24 protein-coding genes are annotated in these 21,372 nt (G+C 62.5%); 17 read left to right on the top strand and 7 right to left on the bottom strand.

The window, feature by feature from the left end:
• The first annotated feature begins 39 nt into the window (after nucleotides 1-39).
• The 8 genes from ACSQ3E_RS13415 to ACSQ3E_RS13380 all read left to right on the top strand — a co-directional run bounded on the left by ACSQ3E_RS13415 (nucleotide 40) and on the right by ACSQ3E_RS13380 (nucleotide 7,266).
• Entirely contained in the window at nucleotides 40-1,143 is a 1,104-nt protein-coding gene (locus ACSQ3E_RS13415; RefSeq protein WP_436123062.1) for an ABC transporter ATP-binding protein, read from the top strand.
• 35 nt (nucleotides 1,144-1,178) lie between these two features.
• Entirely contained in the window at nucleotides 1,179-1,397 is a 219-nt protein-coding gene (locus ACSQ3E_RS13410) for a twin-arginine translocase TatA/TatE family subunit (protein WP_115732237.1), read from the top strand.
• A gap of 32 nt (nucleotides 1,398-1,429) precedes the next feature.
• Complete coding sequence (tatB, locus tag ACSQ3E_RS13405) at nucleotides 1,430-2,137, top strand: Sec-independent protein translocase protein TatB (RefSeq protein WP_436123061.1); 708 nt, start codon at nucleotides 1,430-1,432, stop codon at nucleotides 2,135-2,137.
• Between the two features lie 41 nt (nucleotides 2,138-2,178).
• Nucleotides 2,179-3,024, top strand: coding sequence for a twin-arginine translocase subunit TatC (gene tatC, locus ACSQ3E_RS13400; protein WP_436123359.1), 846 nt, complete (start codon nucleotides 2,179-2,181; stop codon nucleotides 3,022-3,024).
• 56 nt (nucleotides 3,025-3,080) lie between these two features.
• On the top strand, nucleotides 3,081-4,385 hold the full coding sequence (gene serS / locus ACSQ3E_RS13395) for a serine--tRNA ligase (RefSeq protein WP_436123060.1): 1,305 nt from the start codon (nucleotides 3,081-3,083) through the stop codon (nucleotides 4,383-4,385).
• A gap of 1 nt (nucleotide 4,386) precedes the next feature.
• Complete coding sequence (surE, locus tag ACSQ3E_RS13390; protein ID WP_436123059.1) at nucleotides 4,387-5,145, top strand: 5'/3'-nucleotidase SurE; 759 nt, start codon at nucleotides 4,387-4,389, stop codon at nucleotides 5,143-5,145.
• Nucleotides 5,142-5,795: a protein-L-isoaspartate(D-aspartate) O-methyltransferase gene (locus ACSQ3E_RS13385; RefSeq protein WP_115732232.1), complete on the top strand. Its 654-nt coding sequence runs from the start codon at nucleotides 5,142-5,144 to the stop codon at nucleotides 5,793-5,795. The genes surE and ACSQ3E_RS13385 overlap by 4 nt, the downstream gene beginning before the upstream one ends.
• Nucleotides 5,796-5,976: 181 nt before the next feature.
• On the top strand, nucleotides 5,977-7,266 hold the full coding sequence (locus ACSQ3E_RS13380; protein WP_436123058.1) for a peptidoglycan DD-metalloendopeptidase family protein: 1,290 nt from the start codon (nucleotides 5,977-5,979) through the stop codon (nucleotides 7,264-7,266).
• 81 nt (nucleotides 7,267-7,347) lie between these two features.
• Here ACSQ3E_RS13380 and ACSQ3E_RS13375 read toward each other — a convergent pair whose 3' ends face one another.
• Nucleotides 7,348-8,220 carry an ATP-binding protein gene (locus tag ACSQ3E_RS13375; protein ID WP_436123057.1) on the bottom strand — a complete coding sequence of 291 codons (873 nt, stop codon included), beginning with the start codon at nucleotides 8,218-8,220 and terminating at the stop codon, nucleotides 7,348-7,350.
• A gap of 181 nt (nucleotides 8,221-8,401) precedes the next feature.
• Between ACSQ3E_RS13375 and yajC the strand changes: the two genes are divergently transcribed.
• The 6 genes from yajC (at nucleotide 8,402) to ACSQ3E_RS13345 (ending at nucleotide 14,041) form a co-directional block, all read left to right on the top strand.
• Nucleotides 8,402-8,743: a preprotein translocase subunit YajC gene (gene yajC / locus ACSQ3E_RS13370; RefSeq protein WP_310329096.1), complete on the top strand. Its 342-nt coding sequence runs from the start codon at nucleotides 8,402-8,404 to the stop codon at nucleotides 8,741-8,743.
• Between the two features lie 51 nt (nucleotides 8,744-8,794).
• Nucleotides 8,795-11,347: a protein translocase subunit SecDF gene (gene secDF / locus ACSQ3E_RS13365; RefSeq protein ID WP_436123056.1), complete on the top strand. Its 2,553-nt coding sequence runs from the start codon at nucleotides 8,795-8,797 to the stop codon at nucleotides 11,345-11,347.
• Nucleotides 11,348-11,350: 3 nt separating this feature from the next.
• Nucleotides 11,351-11,737: an Mth938-like domain-containing protein gene (locus ACSQ3E_RS13360; RefSeq protein ID WP_436123055.1), complete on the top strand. Its 387-nt coding sequence runs from the start codon at nucleotides 11,351-11,353 to the stop codon at nucleotides 11,735-11,737.
• A gap of 34 nt (nucleotides 11,738-11,771) precedes the next feature.
• On the top strand, nucleotides 11,772-12,572 hold the full coding sequence (locus ACSQ3E_RS13355; RefSeq protein ID WP_436123054.1) for a phytoene/squalene synthase family protein: 801 nt from the start codon (nucleotides 11,772-11,774) through the stop codon (nucleotides 12,570-12,572).
• 81 nt (nucleotides 12,573-12,653) lie between these two features.
• A complete protein-coding gene (locus ACSQ3E_RS13350) occupies nucleotides 12,654-13,091 on the top strand; it encodes a hypothetical protein (RefSeq protein ID WP_436123053.1) in 438 nt (145 codons plus the stop codon).
• Nucleotides 13,091-14,041, top strand: a complete 951-nt coding sequence (locus ACSQ3E_RS13345) for a sterol desaturase family protein (protein ID WP_436123052.1) — start codon at nucleotides 13,091-13,093, stop codon at nucleotides 14,039-14,041. The genes ACSQ3E_RS13350 and ACSQ3E_RS13345 overlap by 1 nt, the downstream gene beginning before the upstream one ends.
• Nucleotides 14,042-14,080: 39 nt before the next feature.
• On the opposite strand, the gene ACSQ3E_RS13340 is transcribed toward ACSQ3E_RS13345, so the two are convergent.
• The 4 genes from ACSQ3E_RS13340 to trmFO all read right to left on the bottom strand — a co-directional run bounded on the left by ACSQ3E_RS13340 (nucleotide 14,081) and on the right by trmFO (nucleotide 17,793).
• Nucleotides 14,081-14,836, bottom strand: a complete 756-nt coding sequence (locus ACSQ3E_RS13340; RefSeq protein ID WP_436123051.1) for a glycosyltransferase family 25 protein — start codon at nucleotides 14,834-14,836, stop codon at nucleotides 14,081-14,083.
• Complete coding sequence (locus tag ACSQ3E_RS13335; RefSeq protein WP_436123050.1) at nucleotides 14,836-15,585, bottom strand: FkbM family methyltransferase; 750 nt, start codon at nucleotides 15,583-15,585, stop codon at nucleotides 14,836-14,838. Before ACSQ3E_RS13335 ends, ACSQ3E_RS13340 begins: the two co-directional genes overlap by 1 nt.
• A gap of 278 nt (nucleotides 15,586-15,863) precedes the next feature.
• Entirely contained in the window at nucleotides 15,864-16,373 is a 510-nt protein-coding gene (locus tag ACSQ3E_RS13330; protein ID WP_436123049.1) for a GNAT family N-acetyltransferase, read from the bottom strand.
• A 10-nt stretch (nucleotides 16,374-16,383) separates the two neighbouring features.
• On the bottom strand, nucleotides 16,384-17,793 hold the full coding sequence (gene trmFO / locus ACSQ3E_RS13325) for a methylenetetrahydrofolate--tRNA-(uracil(54)-C(5))-methyltransferase (FADH(2)-oxidizing) TrmFO (protein ID WP_310329080.1): 1,410 nt from the start codon (nucleotides 17,791-17,793) through the stop codon (nucleotides 16,384-16,386).
• 90 nt (nucleotides 17,794-17,883) lie between these two features.
• Between trmFO and ACSQ3E_RS13320 the strand changes: the two genes are divergently transcribed.
• Complete coding sequence (locus tag ACSQ3E_RS13320) at nucleotides 17,884-18,480, top strand: hypothetical protein (RefSeq protein ID WP_436123048.1); 597 nt, start codon at nucleotides 17,884-17,886, stop codon at nucleotides 18,478-18,480.
• Between the two features lie 609 nt (nucleotides 18,481-19,089).
• Here the strand turns inward: ACSQ3E_RS13320 and ACSQ3E_RS13315 are convergent.
• On the bottom strand, nucleotides 19,090-19,230 hold the full coding sequence (locus ACSQ3E_RS13315) for a DUF1127 domain-containing protein (protein ID WP_018427695.1): 141 nt from the start codon (nucleotides 19,228-19,230) through the stop codon (nucleotides 19,090-19,092).
• A 50-nt stretch (nucleotides 19,231-19,280) separates the two neighbouring features.
• Nucleotides 19,281-19,421 carry a DUF1127 domain-containing protein gene (locus tag ACSQ3E_RS13310; RefSeq protein ID WP_082496386.1) on the bottom strand — a complete coding sequence of 47 codons (141 nt, stop codon included), beginning with the start codon at nucleotides 19,419-19,421 and terminating at the stop codon, nucleotides 19,281-19,283.
• A 223-nt stretch (nucleotides 19,422-19,644) separates the two neighbouring features.
• On the opposite strand from ACSQ3E_RS13310, the gene ACSQ3E_RS13305 reads away from it, so the two are divergent.
• Together ACSQ3E_RS13305 and ACSQ3E_RS13300 are read left to right on the top strand one after the other, a co-directional pair.
• Nucleotides 19,645-20,748: a DUF2157 domain-containing protein gene (locus ACSQ3E_RS13305; protein WP_436123047.1), complete on the top strand. Its 1,104-nt coding sequence runs from the start codon at nucleotides 19,645-19,647 to the stop codon at nucleotides 20,746-20,748.
• Nucleotides 20,748-21,353, top strand: coding sequence for a GDYXXLXY domain-containing protein (locus ACSQ3E_RS13300; protein WP_436123046.1), 606 nt, complete (start codon nucleotides 20,748-20,750; stop codon nucleotides 21,351-21,353). The genes ACSQ3E_RS13305 and ACSQ3E_RS13300 overlap by 1 nt, the downstream gene beginning before the upstream one ends.
• Nucleotides 21,354-21,372 lie beyond the last annotated feature (19 nt).

Below are 21,372 nucleotides of genomic sequence, written 5' to 3'. Positions count from 1 at the left end.
CCCGCGCCGGTGTGGAACCGGCAGCAGGAGGTCGATCCTGTGACGACAAATCAGGCCCAGACGGCATCGCGTGTCACTGCGGGCGTGACCTTTGCTGCGCGGCTGGCCTTCGAGGACATTCGCCATTCCTTCGGCAATGGTTCGGAGACGCTGCGCGAGGTCAGCCTTGCTGCAGAGCCGGGCGAGGTGCTTTGCCTGCTCGGACCATCCGGCTCCGGCAAGACGACGCTGCTCAGGATCGCCGCCGGCATCGAGGCACAGAGCTCGGGACGTGTGCTGCTGAACGGCAAGGAAATCGCGGGCCCTGAGGTTTTCCTGCCGCCGGAACAGCGCTCGATCGGCCTGGTGTTCCAGGATTTCGCGCTGTTTCCGCATCTGACCATCCTCGACAACGTCCGCTTCGGGCTGACCGCGCTGTCGCGCGAGGAGGCCAGGAAGGAAGCGCTGATCGCGCTCGCCCGTGTCGGGCTCGAGCATTACGCCGACAACTACCCGCACGCCTTGTCCGGCGGCGAGCAGCAGCGTGTTGCGCTTGCCCGCGCGCTGGCGCCGCGACCGGCGGTTCTGCTGATGGACGAACCGTTCTCCGGCCTTGATTCGCGGCTCAAGGATTCGGTGCGTGCCGAAACGCTGGCGATCCTGCGCGAAAGCCGGGCGACTGCCATCGTCGTTACCCACGACGCCGAAGAAGCCATGCGCATGGGCGACCGTATCGCGCTGCTCAAGGATGGCAAGCTGGTGCAGGCGGGCAGGGCGGAGGATCTCTATCTCAAGCCGGCAAACCTGTTTGTCGCGGGCTTCTTTTCCGAGCTCAACGTCTTTTCGGCCAAGGTTGTCGATGGTTATGCGACGACCCCGGTGGGCGAGGTCGAAACCGACGTTTCGGACGGCGCTGAAGTGCTCGTGGCTGTGCGACTGACTGGCATCGACGTCAGCGAGGACACTGGTGAAACCCAGGCCCGCATCATTTCGCGGCGCTATCTCGGCGTCGTCGAACTGCTCGAGCTTGCGGTGCCTGGTGCCGAGACGCCGGTGCGGGCGCGCATACGCTGCGGCGCTTTGTCCGCAAAAGCACGTGATATATGGCTGTCGCTTCGGAAAGCGGATGTTCTAGTGTTTGAATCCGGAAGCGAAAGAGCCTAGATCAATCGCAGGGAAACTGTTCAAGAGAGAGTTCAATGGGTTCGTTTTCAATCTGGCACTGGCTGATCGTCCTGGTCGTCGTGCTGCTGCTGTTTGGTCGCGGCAAGATCCCTGAGTTGATGGGCGACATGGCCAAGGGCATCAAGAGCTTCAAGAAGGGTATGTCGGACGACGAAGCCGATGACTCCAAGACGGTCGAGCATCGCAACGATGAGACTGTGAACTCGACCAAGGAAAAGGCCAGCAAGAGCTGACCCGCGCCTCTTGCTAGCCGGATCGCACCGACATGTTTGAAATCGGCTGGACCGAAATGCTGGTGATTGCGATCGTCATGATCGTGGTCGTCGGCCCCAAGGATTTGCCCAAGATGCTCCGCACCATTGGGCGGATGACGGCCAAGGCACGTTCCATGGCGGGCGATTTTCAGCGCAAGTTCAATGAGGCGCTGAAGGAAGCCGAGCTCGACGACGTCAAGAAGTCCGTCGACGAGTTGCGCAGCCTCAACCCCGCGCAGCAGATCAGGAAGCAGCTCAATCCGTTCGAGCAGGCGGCCTCCGATGTGCGCGCAGGCCTCGACGCGGCGATGAAGCCGTCGCAGCCGGCACCGCCGGCTGATCCTGCGGCGGACGCAGCGCATCCGGCAGAGCCGCTGAAGAACGGCGCAACCGTCATGCCAGGCGTTGCAGGGCCGGACGCGATGCCGGCGGCAGCGCCGGTGTTCCCGGCTGCAGAGGTCAAGGCGACGCCTGTTCCGTCGGCAGCGGTTGCAGCCAAGGCCGAAGCGCCGAAGGCGGCTGCGAAGTCGAAAGCAGCAACAGAGGCCAAGCCTGCCGCGAAAGCAAAGGCGCCGGCCGCAGCGGCCAAGGCGCCGGTGACCAAGGCTGCGGCTGTGAAGGCTGCTCCGGCCAAGGCACCCGCAGCCAAGGCTGCACCGGCCAAGGCGGCTGCGCCCAAAAAGACCACCAAGACGACCAAAGCAGGAAAAGCCTCGTGAGCGCCGAAGACGACGAGATTGAAAAGTCCTCGGCCCCGCTGATGGAGCATCTGATCGAGCTGCGCACGCGGCTGATGTGGTCCATCGGCGGCTTCTTCGTCGCCTTCCTCGTCTGCTTCTTCTTTGCCAAGCAGCTGTTCAACCTGCTGGTCATCCCGTTCAAATGGGCGACCAACTGGGCCGGTCTCGACCCGCACAAGGTCGAGCTGATCTATACGGCGCCGCAGGAATTCTTCTTCACGCAGATCAAGCTCGCCATGTTTGGCGGCCTGGTCATCGCGTTTCCGGTCATTGCTTCTCAGATCTACAAGTTCGTCGCACCCGGCCTCTACAAGAACGAGCGTGCGGCATTCCTGCCGTTCCTGATCGCCTCGCCGGTGCTCTTTCTCATGGGCGCGTCGCTGGTCTATTTCTTCTTCACGCCGATGGTGATGTGGTTCTTTCTCGCCATGCAGCAGGCCGGTACCGACGACCAGGTGCAGATCTCGCTGCTGCCCAAGGTGTCGGAATATCTCAGCCTGATCATGACGCTGATCTTCTCCTTCGGCCTGGTGTTCCAGCTGCCTGTCGTGACGACACTGATGGCGCGGGTGGGCATGGTCACGTCGCAGGGGCTCGCCGACAAGCGCAAATGGGCGATCGTGATTGCTTTCGTGGTGGCGGCAGTGCTGACCCCACCCGATCCGGTAAGCCAGATCGGCCTTGCCCTTCCCACGATCCTTCTTTACGAGATTTCCATCTGGACCGCCCGGATGATCGAAAAGAAGCGCGAGCAGGAACGCGTGGCGCGCGAAAAGCAGGATGCGGACGACAGCGCCGCCGACCCGCAATCGCAAGCTGCATCCACTTCGCTCGAAGGCACAGGCAGCGCCGACAAGGCCGGCTGACAGCCCGATCCGCCGGCGCGGTCGTTTCGACAACTGCCGCGACCGGAACCTTTTAAATGCTTGATATCAAATGGATTCGCGAGAACCCTGAAGCTCTGATCGAAGCGCTGATGAAGCGCAGTCAGTCGGCGGATGCGGCGAAGTCGACGGTCGAGGACCTGATCGCCAAGGACGAGGTGCGGCGCGCCCATGTCTCGAAGCTGCAGGAGGCGCAGGAGCGCCGCAACGCCGCCTCGAAAGAGATCGGCAACGCCATGCGCAATGGTGATTCCGCCCTTGCCGAGAAGCTGAAAACCGAAGTCGCCGAGATCAAGGGCTTCATCCAGGACGGCGAAGGCCGCGAGCGCGAGCTCGACAAGGCGCTCGACGCAGCCCTTGCGGTGATCCCGAACGTGCCGCTCGAAGACGTGCCCGTCGGCAAGGACGAAACCGCCAACGTCGTGCTGCGCACGGTTGGCAAGGTGCTGCCGCGCCCGAACTGGGTGAAGGAGCATTTCGAGATCGGCGAGGCGCTCGGCCTGATGGATTTCGAGCGCGCCGCCAAGCTCTCCGGTGCGCGCTTCACCGTGCTCAAGGGCCAGCTTGCCCGGCTCGAACGCGCGCTCGGCCAGTTCATGCTCGACCTGCACACGTCGGAACACGGCTACACCGAAGTGCAACCGCCGCTTCTGGTGCGCGACGAGGTGCTGTTCGGCACCAACCAGCTGCCCAAGTTCGAGGAAGACCTGTTCTTCGTGCCGCATGGCGAGAGCCGCCTCGGCCTGATCCCGACTGCAGAAGTGCCGCTGACCAATCTGGTGCGTGAGGAAATCCTGGCGAACGAGCAGCTGCCGCTGCGCATGACGGCGCTGACGCCGTGCTTCCGTTCGGAGGCAGGTTCGGCCGGGCGCGACACGCGCGGCATGCTGCGCCAGCACCAGTTCTACAAGGTCGAGCTAGTCTCGATTACCGACGCCGACAGCGCGCTGGCCGAACACGACCGCATGACCGAATGCGCCGAAGAGGTGTTGAAGCGCCTCGGCCTGCCGTTCCGCACCATGGTGCTGTGCACCGGCGACATGGGCTTTGGCGCGCGCAAGACACACGACATCGAGGTTTGGCTTCCCGGCCAGAACACCTATCGCGAAATCTCGTCCTGCTCGGTCTGCGGCGACTTCCAGGCGCGCCGCATGGACGCCCGCTATCGTCCGAAGGAAGAGAAGGGCACGCGTTTCGTGCACACGCTCAATGGTTCGGGCGTTGCCGTCGGCCGTGCGCTGATCGCCGTCATCGAGAATTACCAGAACGAGGATGGCAGCGTAACGATTCCTGAAGCGCTGCTGCCTTACATGGGTGGCCTGACCAAGATCGAAGCGAAGTGACATGCGCATTCTGCTGACCAACGACGACGGCATCTATGCAGAGGGCTTGGCTGTCCTGGAGCGGATCGCCAACCAGCTGTCCGATGACGTCTGGGTGGTGGCGCCGGAGACCGACCAGTCGGGCTATGCCCATTCGCTGTCGATCTCGGAGCCGCTTCGGCTGCGCAAGGTCAGCGACAAGCACTACGCAGTGAACGGCACGCCGACCGATTGCGTCATCATGGGCGCGCGCAAGATCCTGCCCGAGCCGCCGGACCTGATCCTTTCCGGCATCAATTCGGGCCTGAACGTCGCCGACGACGTGACCTATTCGGGCACGGTGGCGGGCGCCATGGAAGGTGCTTTGATCGGCATCCGCTCGATCGCGCTGAGCCAAGCATACATCTATGAGAACGACGAGCGCATCGTACCCTACGAGACTGCCGAGGCGCTGGCCCCGGCACTTCTGCGCAAGCTGATCGCCACCGAACTGCCGATTGGCGTGCTGCTCAACGTCAACTTCCCGAATTGCCCGCCCGACGAGGTCACCGGACCCGTCGTCGCCAGCCAGGGCAAGCTTGCGTATGGCATCTGGGTCGAAGAGCGCCGGGACGGCCGCAGCCTGCCTTACTACTGGCTGCGTTTCGGCCGCGACGAGCCGGAAGTGAAGCCGGGAACCGACCTGCATGCCGTGCGCAACAAGCAGATTTCGGTCACACCGCTCAAGCTCGACATGACGGCGCATGAGCTGCGCGATCAATTGGCCAAGGCTATTGCATGAACATGATGCCGGACGACCGTGAGGGCTTCGCCGCCTTTCTTCTTCGCCTGCGCGGGCGCGGCATCGTTCCGAAAAACCTGATAGCCGCCTTCGAGGCGACGCCCCGCCGCGATTTCCTGGCCGGCCAGTTCCATTCCATTGCCTGGTCAGATCGCATGCTGCCGATCGAGTGCGGCGAGGCCATTGAAGGCGCCGATCTCCAGGCAGCGGTCATTTCAGCGCTCAACATTGAGCAGGGCAACCGCGTCCTCGAAGTCGGCACCGGTTCGGGCTACACGGCGGCCGTCATGGCGCGGCTTGCCGGCCGTGTCGTCACCGTCGAGCGTTTCAAGACCCTGACCGAACTGGCGCGCCAGCGCTTCGAGATGCTCGGCCTTGGCAATGCGCTGGTTCGTCAGGCCGACGGGTCGAACGGTCTACCGGGCGAGGGGCCATTCGACCGCATCGTCGTCTGGGCTGCCTTTGACAGTCATCCGCGCATGTTCGTCGACCAATTGTCGAGCGGCGGCACAATGATCGCGCCTATCGGCCCGGAAGAGGGCGAGCAAGTGCTGTGCAAGCTTACCAAGATCGGCAGCCGCTTCGAGCGCGAGGATCTCGGCGTCGTCCGCCTGCAGCCGCTGGCCCGCGGCGTCGCCGCCGTCATCTAGGCCAGCTACCACCAACATCCGCAACAGTTTGCTTGCGCGCGGGGGGCTCCAGCCTGCCTCGGCGGGCGTCTTGTCGTGAGCTGGCGAAGCTTTTGATTTATTTGATCCTCTTAACCGACCAGTAACATTAACGCGCTTTAATCAAGCCTAGTTGGTATCGGGTAAAGCGCGGGTCAGTGCGATGCGTTTCAGTATTTTGAAGGCGAATAAACGCTCTCTGGCGCGCGGTGGCGCCGTTCTGCTGGTTGCCGGCATGGCAGCAGGGTGCAGTTCCGGAGTGTCGCGATTTGGCGGCGGTGGTGTCGATGACATCTTCACCGCATCGACGCCGAACCAGCGTTCGATCATTAATCAGCAGCCACAGCAGCAGCCGTTCCCGGGTGACGCCCAGATGGCGGCGCCGGTCGCTTCGGCCAGTGCCGGTTCGGTCAGCCGCGGCAGCCTGCAGCCGGTATCGTCGCAGCCTCTGCCGGCACCTGTCGCCCAGGCGCCAGCGCTTGCTCCGGCTCCCGTTCGTACCGCCCAGGCTCCGGCATTGGCGCCTGCGCTCGACAATACGTCGACCGGCACGATAGCCCAGCCGCAGACGACACAGGACAACACGCTCAAGGTGCCGGGCAAGAACCCGCAGCCGGCCACCTTGCCGAGCAACAAGGTCGCGGTGCTGCCGCAGCAGCCCAAGACCAAGGAAACCGCAACCGCTCAGCTCGGCTCGCCGACCGACAGCAATGCCAAGCCGGCAGGCGCCGGTGGCGGCTACAAGGTCGTCGAAGGTGACACGCTGAACCGCATCGCCAAGAAGCTTGGCGTGACGACGACGGCACTCAAGGAGGCCAACAGCCTGCAGGACGGCCGCATCCGCATCGGCCAGACCCTGAAGGTGCCGGCTGGCGGCGCGACCTCGACCGTTGCCAAGGCAGCTCCCGCCGTCGACCCGGTGGTGACCGCAACCGCTGCCACGGCCGCTCCGAAGCCCGCCGTTGCCGCAGCCAAGCCTGCCCCCGAGGCTCCGGCCGTCGCGGCCTACACGCCGCCGAAGAAGGACAAGTTGGTGCAGCAGGCCGAGGAATCGGCCGAGGCAGCGCCGAATGCCACCGGCATCGACCGCATGCGCTGGCCGGTACGTGGCCGGGTCGTTGCCAACTACGGCAAGGGCGGCGGCAAGTCGAATGACGGCATCGACATCTCCGTGCCGGAAGGCACGCCGGTGAAGGCCGCCGAAAACGGCGTCGTCATCTATGCCGGCGATGGCCTCAAGGAATTCGGCAACACCGTGCTGGTGCGCCACGAGAACGGCCTCGTCACCGTCTACGGTCACGCAAGCTCGCTCAAGGTGCAGCGCGGCCAGAAGGTCAAGCGCGGCGACGAGATCGCGCTGTCAGGCATGAGCGGTTCGACCGACGCGCCGAAGCTGCACTTCGAAGTGCGCAAGAACTCCACGCCGGTCGATCCGAGCGGCTACCTCGAATAGGATCAAGCGGGTCGCCTGACCTCCATCAGTCCCGCCATATCAGCCCGTCCCTATAAGGGGCGGGCTTTTCGTTTGGAGGTTTCAGTCCTTGAGCGGCTTGCCGAGGCGGCCGGCGAGGTCCTGGATGAACTGCCAGGCGACGCGGCCCGAGCGGCTGCCGCGCGTCGTCGCCCATTCCAGTGCTTCGGCGCGCAGCGTCTCCGGATCATTGTCGAAGCCGTGGTAGCTGGCATAGCCGTTGACCATCTCGAGATATTCGTCCTGCGAGCATTTGTGGAAGCCGAGCCACAGGCCAAAGCGGTCGGAGAGCGAGACCTTTTCCTCGACCGCTTCCGACGGGTTGATCGCCGTTGAGCGTTCGTTGTCGATCATGTCGCGCGGCAAAAGGTGCCTGCGGTTCGACGTGGCGTAGAAGATGACATTCGCCGGCCTGCCTTCGACGCCGCCTTCGAGTGCTGCCTTGAGCGACTTGTAGGAGGTGTCGTCATGGTCGAACGACAGGTCGTCGCAAAACAGGATGAAGCGATAGGGGGCTGCCTTGAGCAGGTTCATAAGCTTGGGCAGCGTGTCGATGTCCTCGCGGTGGATTTCGATCAGCTTGAGCGGCGTTGCGGTCTTGCCCGAGGCATTGATCGTGGCGTGTGCTGCCTTGACCAATGATGACTTGCCCATGCCGCGCGCACCCCACAGAAGCACGTTGTTGGCGGGCAGGCCGGCGGCGAAGCGCTCGGTGTTGTCGACGAGGATGTCGCGGACCCGGTCGACGCCCTTGATCAGGTCGATGTCGACGCGGTTGACGCGCTGGACGGGTTCGAGAAAGCCCGGATCGGCCGCCCAGACATAACAGTCGGCGGTGGCGATGTCGGTTTCGGGAACGGACGGAGGCGCGAGCCTGGATACCGCAGCGATCAGAAGATCCAGCTTGGAGTTGAGCGCTTCGATGGTCTTTTCCATGGCCAATCCCGTCAGTCTCTAGATAATACCTGTGCGCGACGCTGTAACACGCTCAAATTGCGCGGAAAAGCGCCGCTGCTTGGGCCAAGCGTAGTTGCATTGGTGGCATGAGCGACTATATTCCGCGCACATTTCCGGGGTCCCGATGTGCGGTATCCCGATACTTTCTCAGGAGACATTCATGTTCGTCACGCCGGCATACGCACAGGCCGCCACCGCGGGAGCGCCCGACATTCTCGTCAGCATCTTGCCGTTTGTGCTGATCTTCGTGGTCATGTATTTTCTCATCATTCGCCCGCAGCGCACCCAGCTGAAGAAGCGTGGCGAGATGCTCTCGGCGATCCGCCGCGGCGATACCGTCGTCACCGGTGGTGGCTTCGTCGGCAAGGTGAGCAAGGTCATCGACGACCACGAGCTCGAAATCGATCTGGGCAATGGTCTCAAGGTGACGGCGCTGCGCGCGACGATTTCCGACGTTCGGGTCAAGGGCGAGCCGATCGCCAACCAGAACGCCAAGAAGTAATCGTAGGCGGGACCAAAAGCACCGCTCTCACGCCTTATCGGACGAGGCCAAATGCTCTATTTCTCGCGCTGGAAGACGATCTCGATCTGGGCCGTCGTGCTCCTCGGGGTTCTCTTCACCATCCCGAACATGCTGACCCAGTCTCAGCTCGATTCCCTTCCGGGGTGGTTTCCCAAGCGCGCGCTCACGCTTGGCCTCGACCTGCAGGGCGGTTCGCACATCCTGCTTTCGATCGACAGGCAGGATCTCGTCGATGAACGCCTGCAGGCGACCCGCGACGATATCCGCACGCTGCTGCGCGATGCCAAGATCGGCTATACCGGCCTCACCGGCACCGGCACCACCGTGCAGGTTCGCATCAGCGATGTGAACGAGATCGATGCGGCCAAGACGGCGCTCGCGCCGTTGGTTGCTCCGTTGTCGTCGAGCATGTTCGGCACTGGTACGGTGAGCGAACTGTCGCTTGAGGAGCCCGAGGCCGGGCTTCTGCGCTACACGCTGACCGAAGGTGGCATCGACTACCGCGTCAACAACGCCGTGACACAGTCGATCGAGGTCATCGGCCGCCGTGTCAACGAGCTCGGCACCACCGAGCCGATCATCCAGCGCGCCGGCGCCGACCGCATCCTCGTCCAGGTTCCGGGTCTGCAGGATCCGACCCGTCTCAAGGAAATCCTCGGCAAGACTGCCAAGCTGACCTTCCAGATGGTCGACCAGTCGATGTCGCCGCAGGAGGCCCTGCAAGGCCGCCCGCCGGCAGGCTCGACCGTCATGTATTCGCAGGACGATCCGCCCGTTCCCTACCTGATCGAAAACCGCGTCATCGTGTCGGGTGAAAACCTCACCGACGCGCAGGCGACCTTCGACCAGCGCACGTCGGAGGCTGTTGTTTCTTTCCGATTCGACGGCAAGGGCGCTTCGCGCTTCGGCCAGGCTACCCAGCAGAATGTCGGCCGCCTGTTTGCCATCATTCTCGACAACCAGGTGATCTCGGCACCGCGCATCAACGAGCCGATTCTTGGCGGTTCTGGCCAGATTTCCGGCAGCTTCACCGCCGAAAGCGCCAACGATCTAGCCGTGCTGCTGCGCGCCGGTGCGCTGCCAGCGGATCTCACCATCGTCGAGGAACGCACCGTCGGCCCGAGCCTGGGCGCCGATTCCATCGCAGCCGGCAAATTCGCCTCGGTGATCGCCGGTATTCTCGTCGTAGGTTTCATGCTGGTCGCCTATGGCACGCTCGGCATCCTCGCCAACATCGCTCTTGCTGCCAACGTGGCGCTGATCATCGCGATCCTGTCCATCCTGGGTGCGACGCTGACCATGCCCGGCATCGCCGGCATCGTGCTCACCGTCGGCATGGCGGTGGACTCCAACGTCATCATCTACGAGCGCGTACGCGAAGAACGGCAACTCGGCCGATCGCTCGTACAGTCTCTCGATTCGGGTTTTGCACGCGCGCTTGCGACCATCGTTGACGCCAATTTCACCACCTTCATCGCCGCCCTTATCCTGTTCTACCTCGGTTCGGGCCCGGTTCGCGGCTTTGCCGTCACGCTCGCCATCGGCATTGTGACCACTGTCTTCACCGCCTTCACCCTGACCCGCTGGCTGGTTTCGATCTGGCTGCGTCGCGTCAAGCCCAAGGAACTGCCGAAGGGCGTGCGCTTTGTGCCCGACAACACCAGCGCCCCCTTCATGTCGTGGCGGCGTTATGCCTTCACGCTGTCGGCGGCGGCATCGATCCTGGCAACCGTGTTGTTCTTCTCGGTCGAGATGAACTACGGCATCGACTTCCGCGGCGGCACCAGCATCGAGGTGCAGTCCAAGACAGGAACGGCCGATTCGGCGGCGGTTCGCGCTAGGCTGAGCGAACTCAACCTGGGCGACGTCCAGGTGCAGGAGTTCGGCGCCAACAACACGCTGCTCATCCGCGTCGAAGGGCAGAATGCCGGCGACAATGCCGAGCAGAGCGTTGTCGAGAAGGTGCGCGGCGAGCTTGCCAGCGAATATGATTTCCGCCGCGTTGAATCGGTCGGACCGACGGTGTCGAGCGAACTTGCCTGGTCGGGAACGATCGGCGTGCTCGCCGCCATGCTGGCGATGTTGATCTACATCTGGTTCCGCTTCGAATGGCAGTTCGCGCTCGGCGCGATCCTGGCAACGGTGCACGACGTGACGATGATGGTCGGGCTCTATGTCGTAACAGGCATCGAGTTCAACCTGACCAGTATCGCGGCCATCCTGACGGTCGTTGGTTATTCCATCAACGATACCGTCGTCGTGTACGACCGCGTGCGTGAAAACCTGCGCAAGTACAAGAAGATGCCGATCGAGCAGTTGCTCGACCTGTCGATGAACCAGACGCTGTCGCGTACCGTGCTGACGGGCGTGACGACCCTGTTGGCCCTGATTTCGCTCTACCTGTTTGGCGGCGAGGTCATCCAGTCGTTCACGCTGGCAATGATCTTCGGCATCCTGGTCGGCACCTACTCGTCGATCTTTATTGCCGGTCCGCTGCTCATCCTGTTCAGGCTGCGGCCGGAAGGTGCTGACGACAAGGACAAGCCGGCGGTGCCGGCTGGCGCCCAGCCGACCAAGTCGTAAGCCATGGCAGGACTGGTCATCCGCGAGGCGCATTTCCCCGGACGGGCGCCCGTCGACGCTTATGGCGACGGCGGCTTCCGCTTCGCCGACATGTCGCATCGCGGCTCGATCCTGTGCCTGCCGTCTGGCATCTATGGCTGGCAGCCTGTGGATCCGCAGGCGCTCAAGCCTTCCGATTTCGACAAGCTGTTCGCCGAGGCGGGCGATGTTGAAATCCTGCTCGTCGGCATGGGCAAGGAACTGCGCCGACTGCCGGAAGAGCTGCGCGCGGCACTGAAGGCCGCCGGGATTTCGGCCGACCCGATGTCGACGGGGGCCGCAGTACGTACCTACAACGTGCTGCTTGCCGAAGATCGCGCCGTCGCCGCAGCCTTCATTGCTGTCGACTGACGTGCAGGGCGCGAACGATCCGGCGAAAGCCTTGTTGGATGCGGTGCGTGTTGCCGACCGCGACCGTTATCTCGCTGCCCTCTATGCGCCTGAGGACAAGCGCCCGGCGCTTCTGGCGCTTTATGCGTTCAACGCCGAGATTGCGGCCATCCGCGACCGGGTCAGCGAACCGATGCCCGGCGAGATCAGGCTGCAATGGTGGCGTGACGTCATTGCGTCGGGCACCAAGGAACTGGGCGCAGGGCATCCGCTCGCCACAGCCCTGATGACGGCGATCGAGACCTATCGCCTACCTATCGCTGCCTTCGACAACTATCTCGAAGCCCGCATCTTCGACCTCTATGACGACCCGATGCCGTCGCGGACGGATCTCGAGGGCTATTGCGGTGAGACCGCATCGGCGCTGATCCAGCTGTCCGCGCTGGTGCTCGACGCCGAAGAGGCTCCGAAACACGCGGAGCTTTCCGGTCATGCCGGTTGCGCCCAGGCGATTGCTGGATTGCTGCGCCTGCTGCCGGTGCACCGCAGGCGCGGCCAATGCTATGTGCCGAGGGACATCCTCGCGGCTGCCGGCCTGGCGCCGGAAGAGTTCATCGCCGGCGCAGACGTTGCAAAAACGTCGGTCGCGGTCCAGGCCATGATTGCCCTGGCGCGCGAACATCTTCGTGCCTTCGAACGCGGCGCCAAGGCACTGCCGCAGTCGCTGCGGCCGGCCTTCCTTCCGGTGGCGCTGACGCCCGCCTATCTCGACCGGGTCGAGCGCGGCAAGGACGGCATGTCCTCGCTGCGCAAGCATCTCACCATGGTCGCGACCGCCTCCCGTGGATGGCGTTAGACTGTCGTTGACGTAAACGTCAACGATGCTAGTCTGCCACCGAAATCGCCTCAAGAGCGGTTCGGGAGGACATTTGTTATCATGAGCTTGCCAATTCTGGTGGCGATGGTCGTCGTCGGCATATCAGCCGTGGTCGCCGCCGTGCATCTCAGCGGCGGTAGTGCCAGGGCGCGATTGGCGGGCGCGGACCAGGCGCTGCAACGATTCGCCACGGATTTTCCTGACGTCACGGCCCACGCGGTGTTTCTGACCGAAGACGGCGACACGGCCTTCCTGCAGCTCGACAATGGCACGGTCGGCATCGTCCACGGACTTGGCGACAAGTTTCTCACCCGCATCGTGACCGAGGCCGATGTATCGGCATTCAATGCCATCGATGACAGGACCGTGTCGCTTCGCTTGCGCGACTTCACCTGGAAGGGCGGCAATTTCCGCTTTACCGACAGCGAGGCTGCCGGCGCCGTGATGGCGGCGGTTTCGGGAAAATCTGACGCATATGGCGCAAGGGAGAAGGCGTGATGGAGAGCTACGATTTTCCCAAGGTCACGGAGCTTGCGATTCCCTTCTTCGTGGTCGCGATCTTGATCGAGCTGTGGCTGGTCCGCACCGGGCGCGCCAAGGGCGAGTTCGAGACGCGCGACACGCTGACCAGCCTGATGATGGGCACCGGCAATGTTGTCGCCGGCCTGCTGCTTGGCGTCGTGTCCTACACGGCGTTGCTCTGGGTCTGGCAATTCAGGGTCTTCGACCTCGGTCTGTCGCTTTGGGTGTTCATCGCAGCCTTCCTGCTCGATGACCTGCGCTACTACTGGTACCACCGCATCGCCCACCGTGTGCGTTGGGTCTGGGCTGAGCACATCAATCATCACTCGAGCCAGCACTACAATCTGTCGACTGCGCTCAGGCAGAGCTGGACGGGCCTGTTCACCGGCATGTTCATCCTGCAGGTGCCGCTGGTTCTGCTAGGCTTCCACCCGGCGGTCATTGCCTTCGTCTACGGCTTCAACCTCGTCTGGCAATTCTGGATCCACACCGAAACGATCGGACGGATGTGGAACTGGGTCGAGTACATCTTCAACACGCCGTCGCATCACCGGGTGCACCATGCCACCAACCCGCGCTATCTCGACGCCAATTTTGCCGGCACGCTGATCATCTGGGACCGCATGTTCGGCACCCTCGTCGAAGAGAGGGAAGAGGATCTGCCACGCTACGGCATCGTCCATAACATCGGTACCTTCAACCCGGTCCGCGTGGCCTTCCACGAATGGATCGGCATGTTCAAGGACGCATTCGCGCCCGGGCTCAGCCTGCGCCAGCGCCTGGGCTACCTGTTCATGCCGCCAGGCTGGAGCCATGATGGCTCGCGCGAGACCTCGGAGAGCCTGAAAGCCGCCTATGTCAGGCGCAATCCCGACGAGGCGGGCAAGCCGGGGCTGCCCGAGGCACGGCCAATACCTGGCGAGTGACCGCGGGGTTGGGAGTTATGCTGCGCAAGCAGGCAAGCTTTAGGGCTGGGTCGAAAAGGGGATGACCGTGTGAGGCTGTCCCTTTGCTTTTGAGACCAACCGCTTCGCCTCGCGCACGAGCTTGCCAGAAAGTGACTGGCGCACCTTGAGGCGCTTTGCGCCTCGGGCATCCTGACGCCCCCGCTCTAGCGTGCTGGCTATCTTGCCACTCCCCGGCACAAACATGTCTTGTATGCAAATGGCCGGTGAAAGCTGCCAGCAGGTCGCTTTGTGCAAATCAAAGATAAAGTCATCTACCGGTCTATCGAATTGTTCCGCGGAGTCCGCCAACAGTGCAGCGTGCTGCCGAGAGATGATGTAACCAGCCGATCCGTTGTGGAAGCTTTGCAATTTGATCAGACCGTGGCCGGCGAGATCGAACTTCCGCTCGCCAAGACGGACGGGATTAAGCGTGGTTTCAAGTTTGATCAAATCCACATCCGGCGGAATCCAAGACGAGTCAGTCAGGAAGAACGCGGCACTGGGGGAAAGATGTATGTAGTCTTCAAAGATTGCGGCGTAAGGTTCGGCACTTGAGGCGATTGTCTTCCAGACATCGATATGGCTCAAGAAACAGGCGATCTCGCCACGAGACCAGTCAGGATTGCCGGATGCGCGATTGAATGCTTCGTCGGGTAGGAAATCTTTATTCACCGCGGCATAGCGTTCAAAACTTATTCCTGCGTTTCGAAACGCTTCCGTCACCCAATCTAGTCGCGCAGTGTCTAGATCAAGATTGATGACATAGCGCCGCATCAACCCCAATCCAGGGAAATGTGAGACAGCCGTTCGGCTGTGATCCGCTCTCGAATTCGGGCTAAGCGCTCGGATAACTGCGGAAACAGACGATCATGCGTTTCGACTAGCATGCCGCCAACGTTGCGATACATGCCTGACGCAAACATCGCCTCCAGACATTCGACCTCGGCACCCTCAATATCCATCTTGATCACCGAAATGGGTTCGCGCAGGTCTTGGAGAAATTCCACGAGGTTGATCACTTCCACCTCGAGCTGGCTGCCGTCAGCATGCTCGTGGGTTTCAAGCAGGGACGATGATTGTGTCTTGCCAACGTTCGCGATGTCGGGCCTCTGATAAAATACAGCCGTTCGCGCGGAAGCACCGACGGCTTTTGGTATGACCGTGACCCGATCGTTCGCGCCAAATCGGTCGACTAGGACCCGTCGTGCCACCGGATCGGGCTCGAAAGCGATCACACGCATACCGTAGCCAAGCGCACGGTTGGTCACATCCCCGACATTTGCACCAAGATCGATGAACAGCCCACCTCGAGGCGAAGAATTCATCAGTTTGTAGAAAGTGAATTCTGCCTTTCGCGTCGGGTTCGGCGGCCGCTTCCAGCGACGATAAAGATGCCAACGCACCATGAACTCTGGATAGCTCTCGCTAAACACAGATAAAATCCCCCAAGAAATTGCCCATGGGGGTGATATCGCCGTTGCCATGTGTTTGCAATCGAGTGCGTTCAGAATGTTTATCGTCACCCCAAGACGGTTGTATCTAACAAGATCTGTCGGATGCCTGGGATTTCTGCAAGTCCATAGCGCTGGGCAATACTAAGATGGACATCGGAAAACTCTGGTCGATCTAGCGCGCTCGCACGGCTTGTTCGAAACGTCGCGCTCCCAAAGCGAAGTCGCTGATCTTGAGGCAATGCTGCACCAGAATCAGCTGATCGGGCCTTGCTACGCGTTTGTGTGTTCGGTTGTTGCCGGGGGGTAGGGCTACAAGGCAGGTGACCGGCCAGGGAACTACGGCTGCTCTAGCTGGACTCGCGCCGCGTGAAGAACAGGAAGCGATCAAGGCCGCGGGCGTTGACGTAGGAGCGGACATCGCGATGCAGGCGTCGCGCCACGCTCGCCGAGGACGCGTTGTCGGCGGCAACGATTGAGCCGATCAGGGGCTCGTTCGTTTCGGCGAAGCCGAAGGCCATGGCGGCGCGGGCCGCCTCGAGCGCATAGCCGCGCCCGCGCCATTGTGGGGCTATGTGATAGCCGATTTCCAGGACGCGCGTGCCGCCGGCATCCTGCCAGGTTGGGCCGCAGTCGCCGATCAGCGCGCCGCTTGCCTTGTCGATGATCGCCCACAGGCCAAAACCGTCGCTCGCGTAGCGTGCGCGGTTGCGTTCGATCCACTCGATTGCCGCAGCCTCGTTCGTCATCTCCGGATAGAAGCGACGGGCATAGTCGTCATCGAAGACGGTCAGGATCGCGGTTGCATCGCCGCGTTCCATTTCCCTGAGACTCAGCCGTGGCGTTTCCGGAGGCGCCATGGCTGGATGCCTACTCCGCTGCCTGGGCTGCAGGGGCGATGCCGAGCCAGGCGCGGCAATCGACGAGCGCGCGTCCCGTCATCGCCTTCTTCTTGGCGACGGTCTTTTCCTTGCCACGCAGGCGCTTGCCTTCGACTTTCGGCGCTTCCATCACAGGGAACAGGCCGAAATTGACGTTCATCGGCTGGAACGAGCGTTTGCCCGGCTCATCGTCCGAGACGATGTGGCCGCCGGTGATGTGGTTGAGCAATGCACCGAAGGCTGTGGTGACGGGCGGCGCGCTGATCGACTGGCCAAGGCGTTCGGCCGCGGCGAAGCGACCTGCCAGCAGGCCGATGGCAGCACTTTCGACGTAACCTTCGCAGCCGGTGATCTGGCCGGCAAAGCGCAGGCCGGGACGCGACTTGAGCTGCAGCGTCGGGTCGAGCAGGGTTGGCGAATTGAGATAGGTGTTGCGGTGCAGGCCGCCGAGACGGGCGAACTCGGCATTCTCCAGGCCCGGGATCATGCGCAGCACATGGACCTGCTCGCCATGCTTCAGCTTGGTCTGGAAACCGACCATGTTGTAGAGCGTGCCGAGCGCATTGTCCTGGCGCAGCTGGACGACAGCATAGGCCTTCACCGTCGGGTTATGCGCGTTGGTCAGGCCCATCGGCTTCATCGGGCCGTGGCGCAAGGTTTCGCGGCCGCGCTCTGCCATCACCTCGATCGGCAGGCAGCCGTCGAAATAAGGCGTGCCTTCCCACTGCTTGAACTCGGTCTTCTGGCCGTCGAGCAGCGCCTGGACGAAGGCGTCGTACTGCTCCTTGTCCATCGGGCAGTTGATGTAGTCCTTGCCGGTGCCGCCGGGACCGACCTTGTCGTAGCGCGACTGGAACCAGCAGACATTCATATCGATGCTGTCGAAATGGATGATCGGCGCAATCGCATCGAAGAAGGCGAGCGCGTCTGCGCCGGTGCTGGCGGCGATCGCCTCGGCCAGCGAAGGTGCGGTCAGCGGGCCGGTGGCGATGATTGTCTGGTCCCAGTCCTCGGGCGGCAGGCCGGTGATCTCCTCGCGCACGATTGTGATCAGCGGATGGGCCTCGAGCCTTGCGGTGACCGCATTGGAGAAGCCGTCGCGGTCGACGGCGAGCGCGCCGCCGGCGGGAACCTGATTGGCGTCGCCGGCGCTCATGATCAGCGAGCCGGCAAGCCGCATCTCGGCGTGCAGCAGGCCGACGGCGTTGGTTTCGGCGTCGTCCGAACGGAACGAGTTGGAGCAGACCAGCTCCGCCAGGCCGTCGGTCTTGTGCGCGTCGGTGCCGCGCACGCCGCGCATTTCATGCAGGATGACGGGCACGCCGGCCGAAGCCACCTGCCATGCCGCTTCCGATCCGGCGAGACCGCCGCCGATGATGTGAATGGGTTTTGTGCTCATGGCGCCGGAATAATCCCTTGGCCGGGGGAATGCAACGATTGGGCGGCTTGCGAGTTGCGCCCGGTGCGGGACAGTCACTAGGATATTGCCATGATGAGACGTTCGATCGCCCTGTTTGCCGGCCTCGTTGCTATCATGACCGGCGGTCCGGCCACTGACCGAGCTGTCGCAGCACCGGGAACATCCATCGACATCTGCCATGGCTATGGCTGCGCGTTTCGTTCGCGCCTCGCTCTTGGCGCAAGCGATGACAGGAAGTTCGCGTCGATCATGGCTGCCGGCCGCGCCTCGCCCGAAGCCGAGCGCAAGGCGATCGCCAGGGCGGTCAGCTATTTCGAGAAGCGGGCGCAGCATGTGACCGGCGTGCGCGACCAGCCACAGTCGGAGTTCGGCGCCTCGAAGGTTCGCGGGCAGATGGATTGCGTCGACGAGTCGACAAACACCGATGCGCTGCTGCGCTATCTCGCGCGTCGCGGCCTGCTCAAGCATCACAAGGTCGAAGCCAGGGATTCCAGGGGGTTTCTGCTCGACGGCCGCTATCCACATTGGACGGCGGTGATCCGGGCGCCCGACGGCGTCAAATGGGTTGTCGATTCCTGGTATGCGCCGATGGGCGGCGCGCCCGACATCATCCGCCTCGCTGACTGGAAGCAGCGCGGCGTGCTGGAAAGCGGCGCATTGAATTAGAGCGAATATCGAAAGCTTGCCCCAAAACGACAACACCCGCCGGGGGAGGACCGGCGGGTGTCGCTGTTGGTGGTCAGCATCAGGGAGGAGGAGGAAGCTGACCTATTCGCCATTGCCGGGGAGGAGGTCGGCGCAGGCTGAATTCTGTTCGCCAATCAAAGAGGGCGAAACTCTCGGGGTAACAACACCTGCCGGGGGAGGAGATCCGGCAGGTGTCGCTATTGGTGGTCAGCTCAATGGGAGGAGAAAGCTGACCTATTCGCCATTGCCGGGGAGGAGGTCGGCGTTGGCTGAATTCTGTTCGCCAATCAAAGAGGGCGAAACTCTCGGGGTAACAACACCTGCCGGGGGAGGAGATCCGGCAGGTGTCGCTATTGGTGGTCAGCTCAATGGGAGGAGAAAGCTGACCTATTCGCCATTGCCGGGGAGGAGGTCGGCGCTGGCTGAATTCTTTTCGCCAATTCGAAGAGGCGAGACTCTCGGGGCTAACGACACCCGCCGGGGGAGGAGGTCCGGCGGGTGTGTTAAGGTGGTCAGCTTATCGGGAGGAAAAAGCTGACCCGATCCGTCTAGGTCGGGGAGGAGGTCGACCCTGACGGAAGCTCTGAATTAGATAGCGCGGCGGGCGATCGACTGGATCTCGCCACGATTGATGCCGAGATCGGCAAGCTGGCGGTTCGACAGACGGCCAAGCTCGTTCACCGTCTCGCGATAAGCGCGCCAGTTACGGTAAGTGCGGAGCAAGTTCATTTTAGTTCTCTTTTCGGTTCGGACAGGTAGTTTGGGTAGATCGGCTTCGGTTAGATCGCCTTGCGAGCGACGAAGTGGATGTCGCTGCGGGTGATGCCGAGGTCGGTCAGTTCACGGTTCGACAGGCGGCTCAGCTCGGAGACGGTGTCACGGTAGCGGCGCCAGTTGCGGTAATTGCGGATCAGGTTCATCTTCGTTTTCCGTTCTTTTCTTTTCTCTTCTGTGTACGGGGCGTAGATAGGATGCCCTTGCCTAAAATTGAAGCGCTATGCTCGCATGGCAGCAATGCGTCTTGTGCATTGCAACATTAATGAGCATTAAGCCTTCGGTCATAATTGTGACCGAATCTGAAATCCGCCATGATGACAACGGCTTGGCTCGGATGTGGGCCGCCGGGGCAGGGGGAAGCGACATATGGCGAGCTATGCCACCAAGGTGAAGAACGACATCGGCCGATGGGTCGACAGCGGGCTTGTCGATCGGGCGACCGGCGACGCGCTGATCCGCGATGTCGAGGCCAACGAGCGCAACGGGCTCAATTTCGGTTCGATCCTCGCCATGATGGCGGCACTGCTGTTTGCCGCGGCGATCCTGATCCTGGTTGCAGCCAATTGGGAAGCGATACCGCGCCCGGCGCGTGTGGCTTCATTGTTTGCGGTGATCTTTGTGGGCTATGTCGGCGGGGCCCTGCTCAAGCAGCGAGACCATGGCGGCTTTGCAGAAGGGCTGTGGCTGATCGCGGCCGCGGCTTTCGGCGGTTCCATCGCGCTGATCGGCCAGATGTACCATTTCTCCGGCGACGAGGCGGCGGCGATCGTCACCTGGTCGATAGGCACGGCCATCGCCGCGGCAGCACTGCGCTCCAATGCGCTGACCGTGGCCGCTATCGGTATCGCCGACGCATGGCTGGTGACGAAGGGTTTTGAGCTGTTTCGCCGCACGGAGTTCCCGCATTTCTTCATTGCATTCATGGCGGCGTATTGGGCGCTGTCGTTCTGGACCCAGAGTCGCGCTGCCCGGCACCTGATCGCGCTGTCGGTCATTCTCTATGCAGTGCTGCTCGGCTTTCACTACGAGTCACTGGAGGTCGGGCTGGTGCTTGCGCTGGTCTCGGCAGCCCTTCTCGCCGTTGCTGCCTTGGCACCAGTGGCTTCGGAGCGTTTTGCCCAGCTTGGCGGGCGGCTGCCATTGCATGCGCTGATCGGTTTCCTCTCCGGCATGGGCATGGTCCAACTCGACCAGATCGATGACGGAGGCTTTGTCATCGCCGCTGCCGTGGCGCTGGCGGTCATTGCGGCCGTGATCGTCTTCCTTGGCCGCGAAAGCCGAGGCTTGCGCTGGATCGCCTATATCGGCTTCGCTTTCGAGCTGGCCATTGTCTACATGGTGACCGTCGGCTCGATGCTGGGCACGGCGGGCTTCTTCTTCGCAGCTGCAATAATTCTCGCCGGCCTCGCTTATGCGATCATCCGCATCGAACGGCGCATGAAATCACAGCCAGCCCAGGGAGCCGCGTAATGGCCCGCTACAAGCTCGTTGTCGCCGCCATCGTCCTGGCGCTGGCGCAGATCGGTTTTCTCGGCTGGATGATCGTCGGGCGCGCGGCGATCCTGCGTGACGGCAAGGAGGTCCTGCTCAAGGTCGAGCCCGTCGACCCGCGCGACCTTTTGCGCGGCGACTATGTCAGGCTGGGCTACGACATTTCGCGCATTGAGGTGGAAAAGATCGCCAACCTGCCCCAGGGCGATCTGACGAGCGTTGATGGGCCAGTCGTCGTACGGCTGAAGAAGGATGCCGACGGTTATTGGCGGGCGACGTCGGCCTGGCTGAACGCTGCCACCACGCCTGCATCAGGCGATGAGGTCGACCTTCTCGGCCAGATTTCCAGCGCCTGGAGCCTGACGCCGGGCTCCACCATCAGTGTCGACTACGGCATCGAGCGTTTCTACGTGCCGGAAGGCGAGGGGCTGGCGATCGAGGAGGAGATGCGCAAGCGCAACTCCGGCGCGGAGCCCGAATTGCGCAGCTTCGGCATCAAGGTTGCCGTCGGCAGCGACGGCACCGGCCAGATCAAGGCGCTGATGGACGGCGACACCATGCTGTTCGAAGAGCCGCTTTATTAAAGACAAGGCAACGTCCGCT

The organism is Aminobacter sp. LjRoot7 (genome assembly GCF_964252895.1).
Lineage (GTDB): Bacteria > Pseudomonadota > Alphaproteobacteria > Rhizobiales > Rhizobiaceae > Aminobacter > Aminobacter aminovorans_B.
Note: the sequence above shows the minus strand (reverse complement) of the source record. Positions and strands in the feature narration are given on the sequence as shown.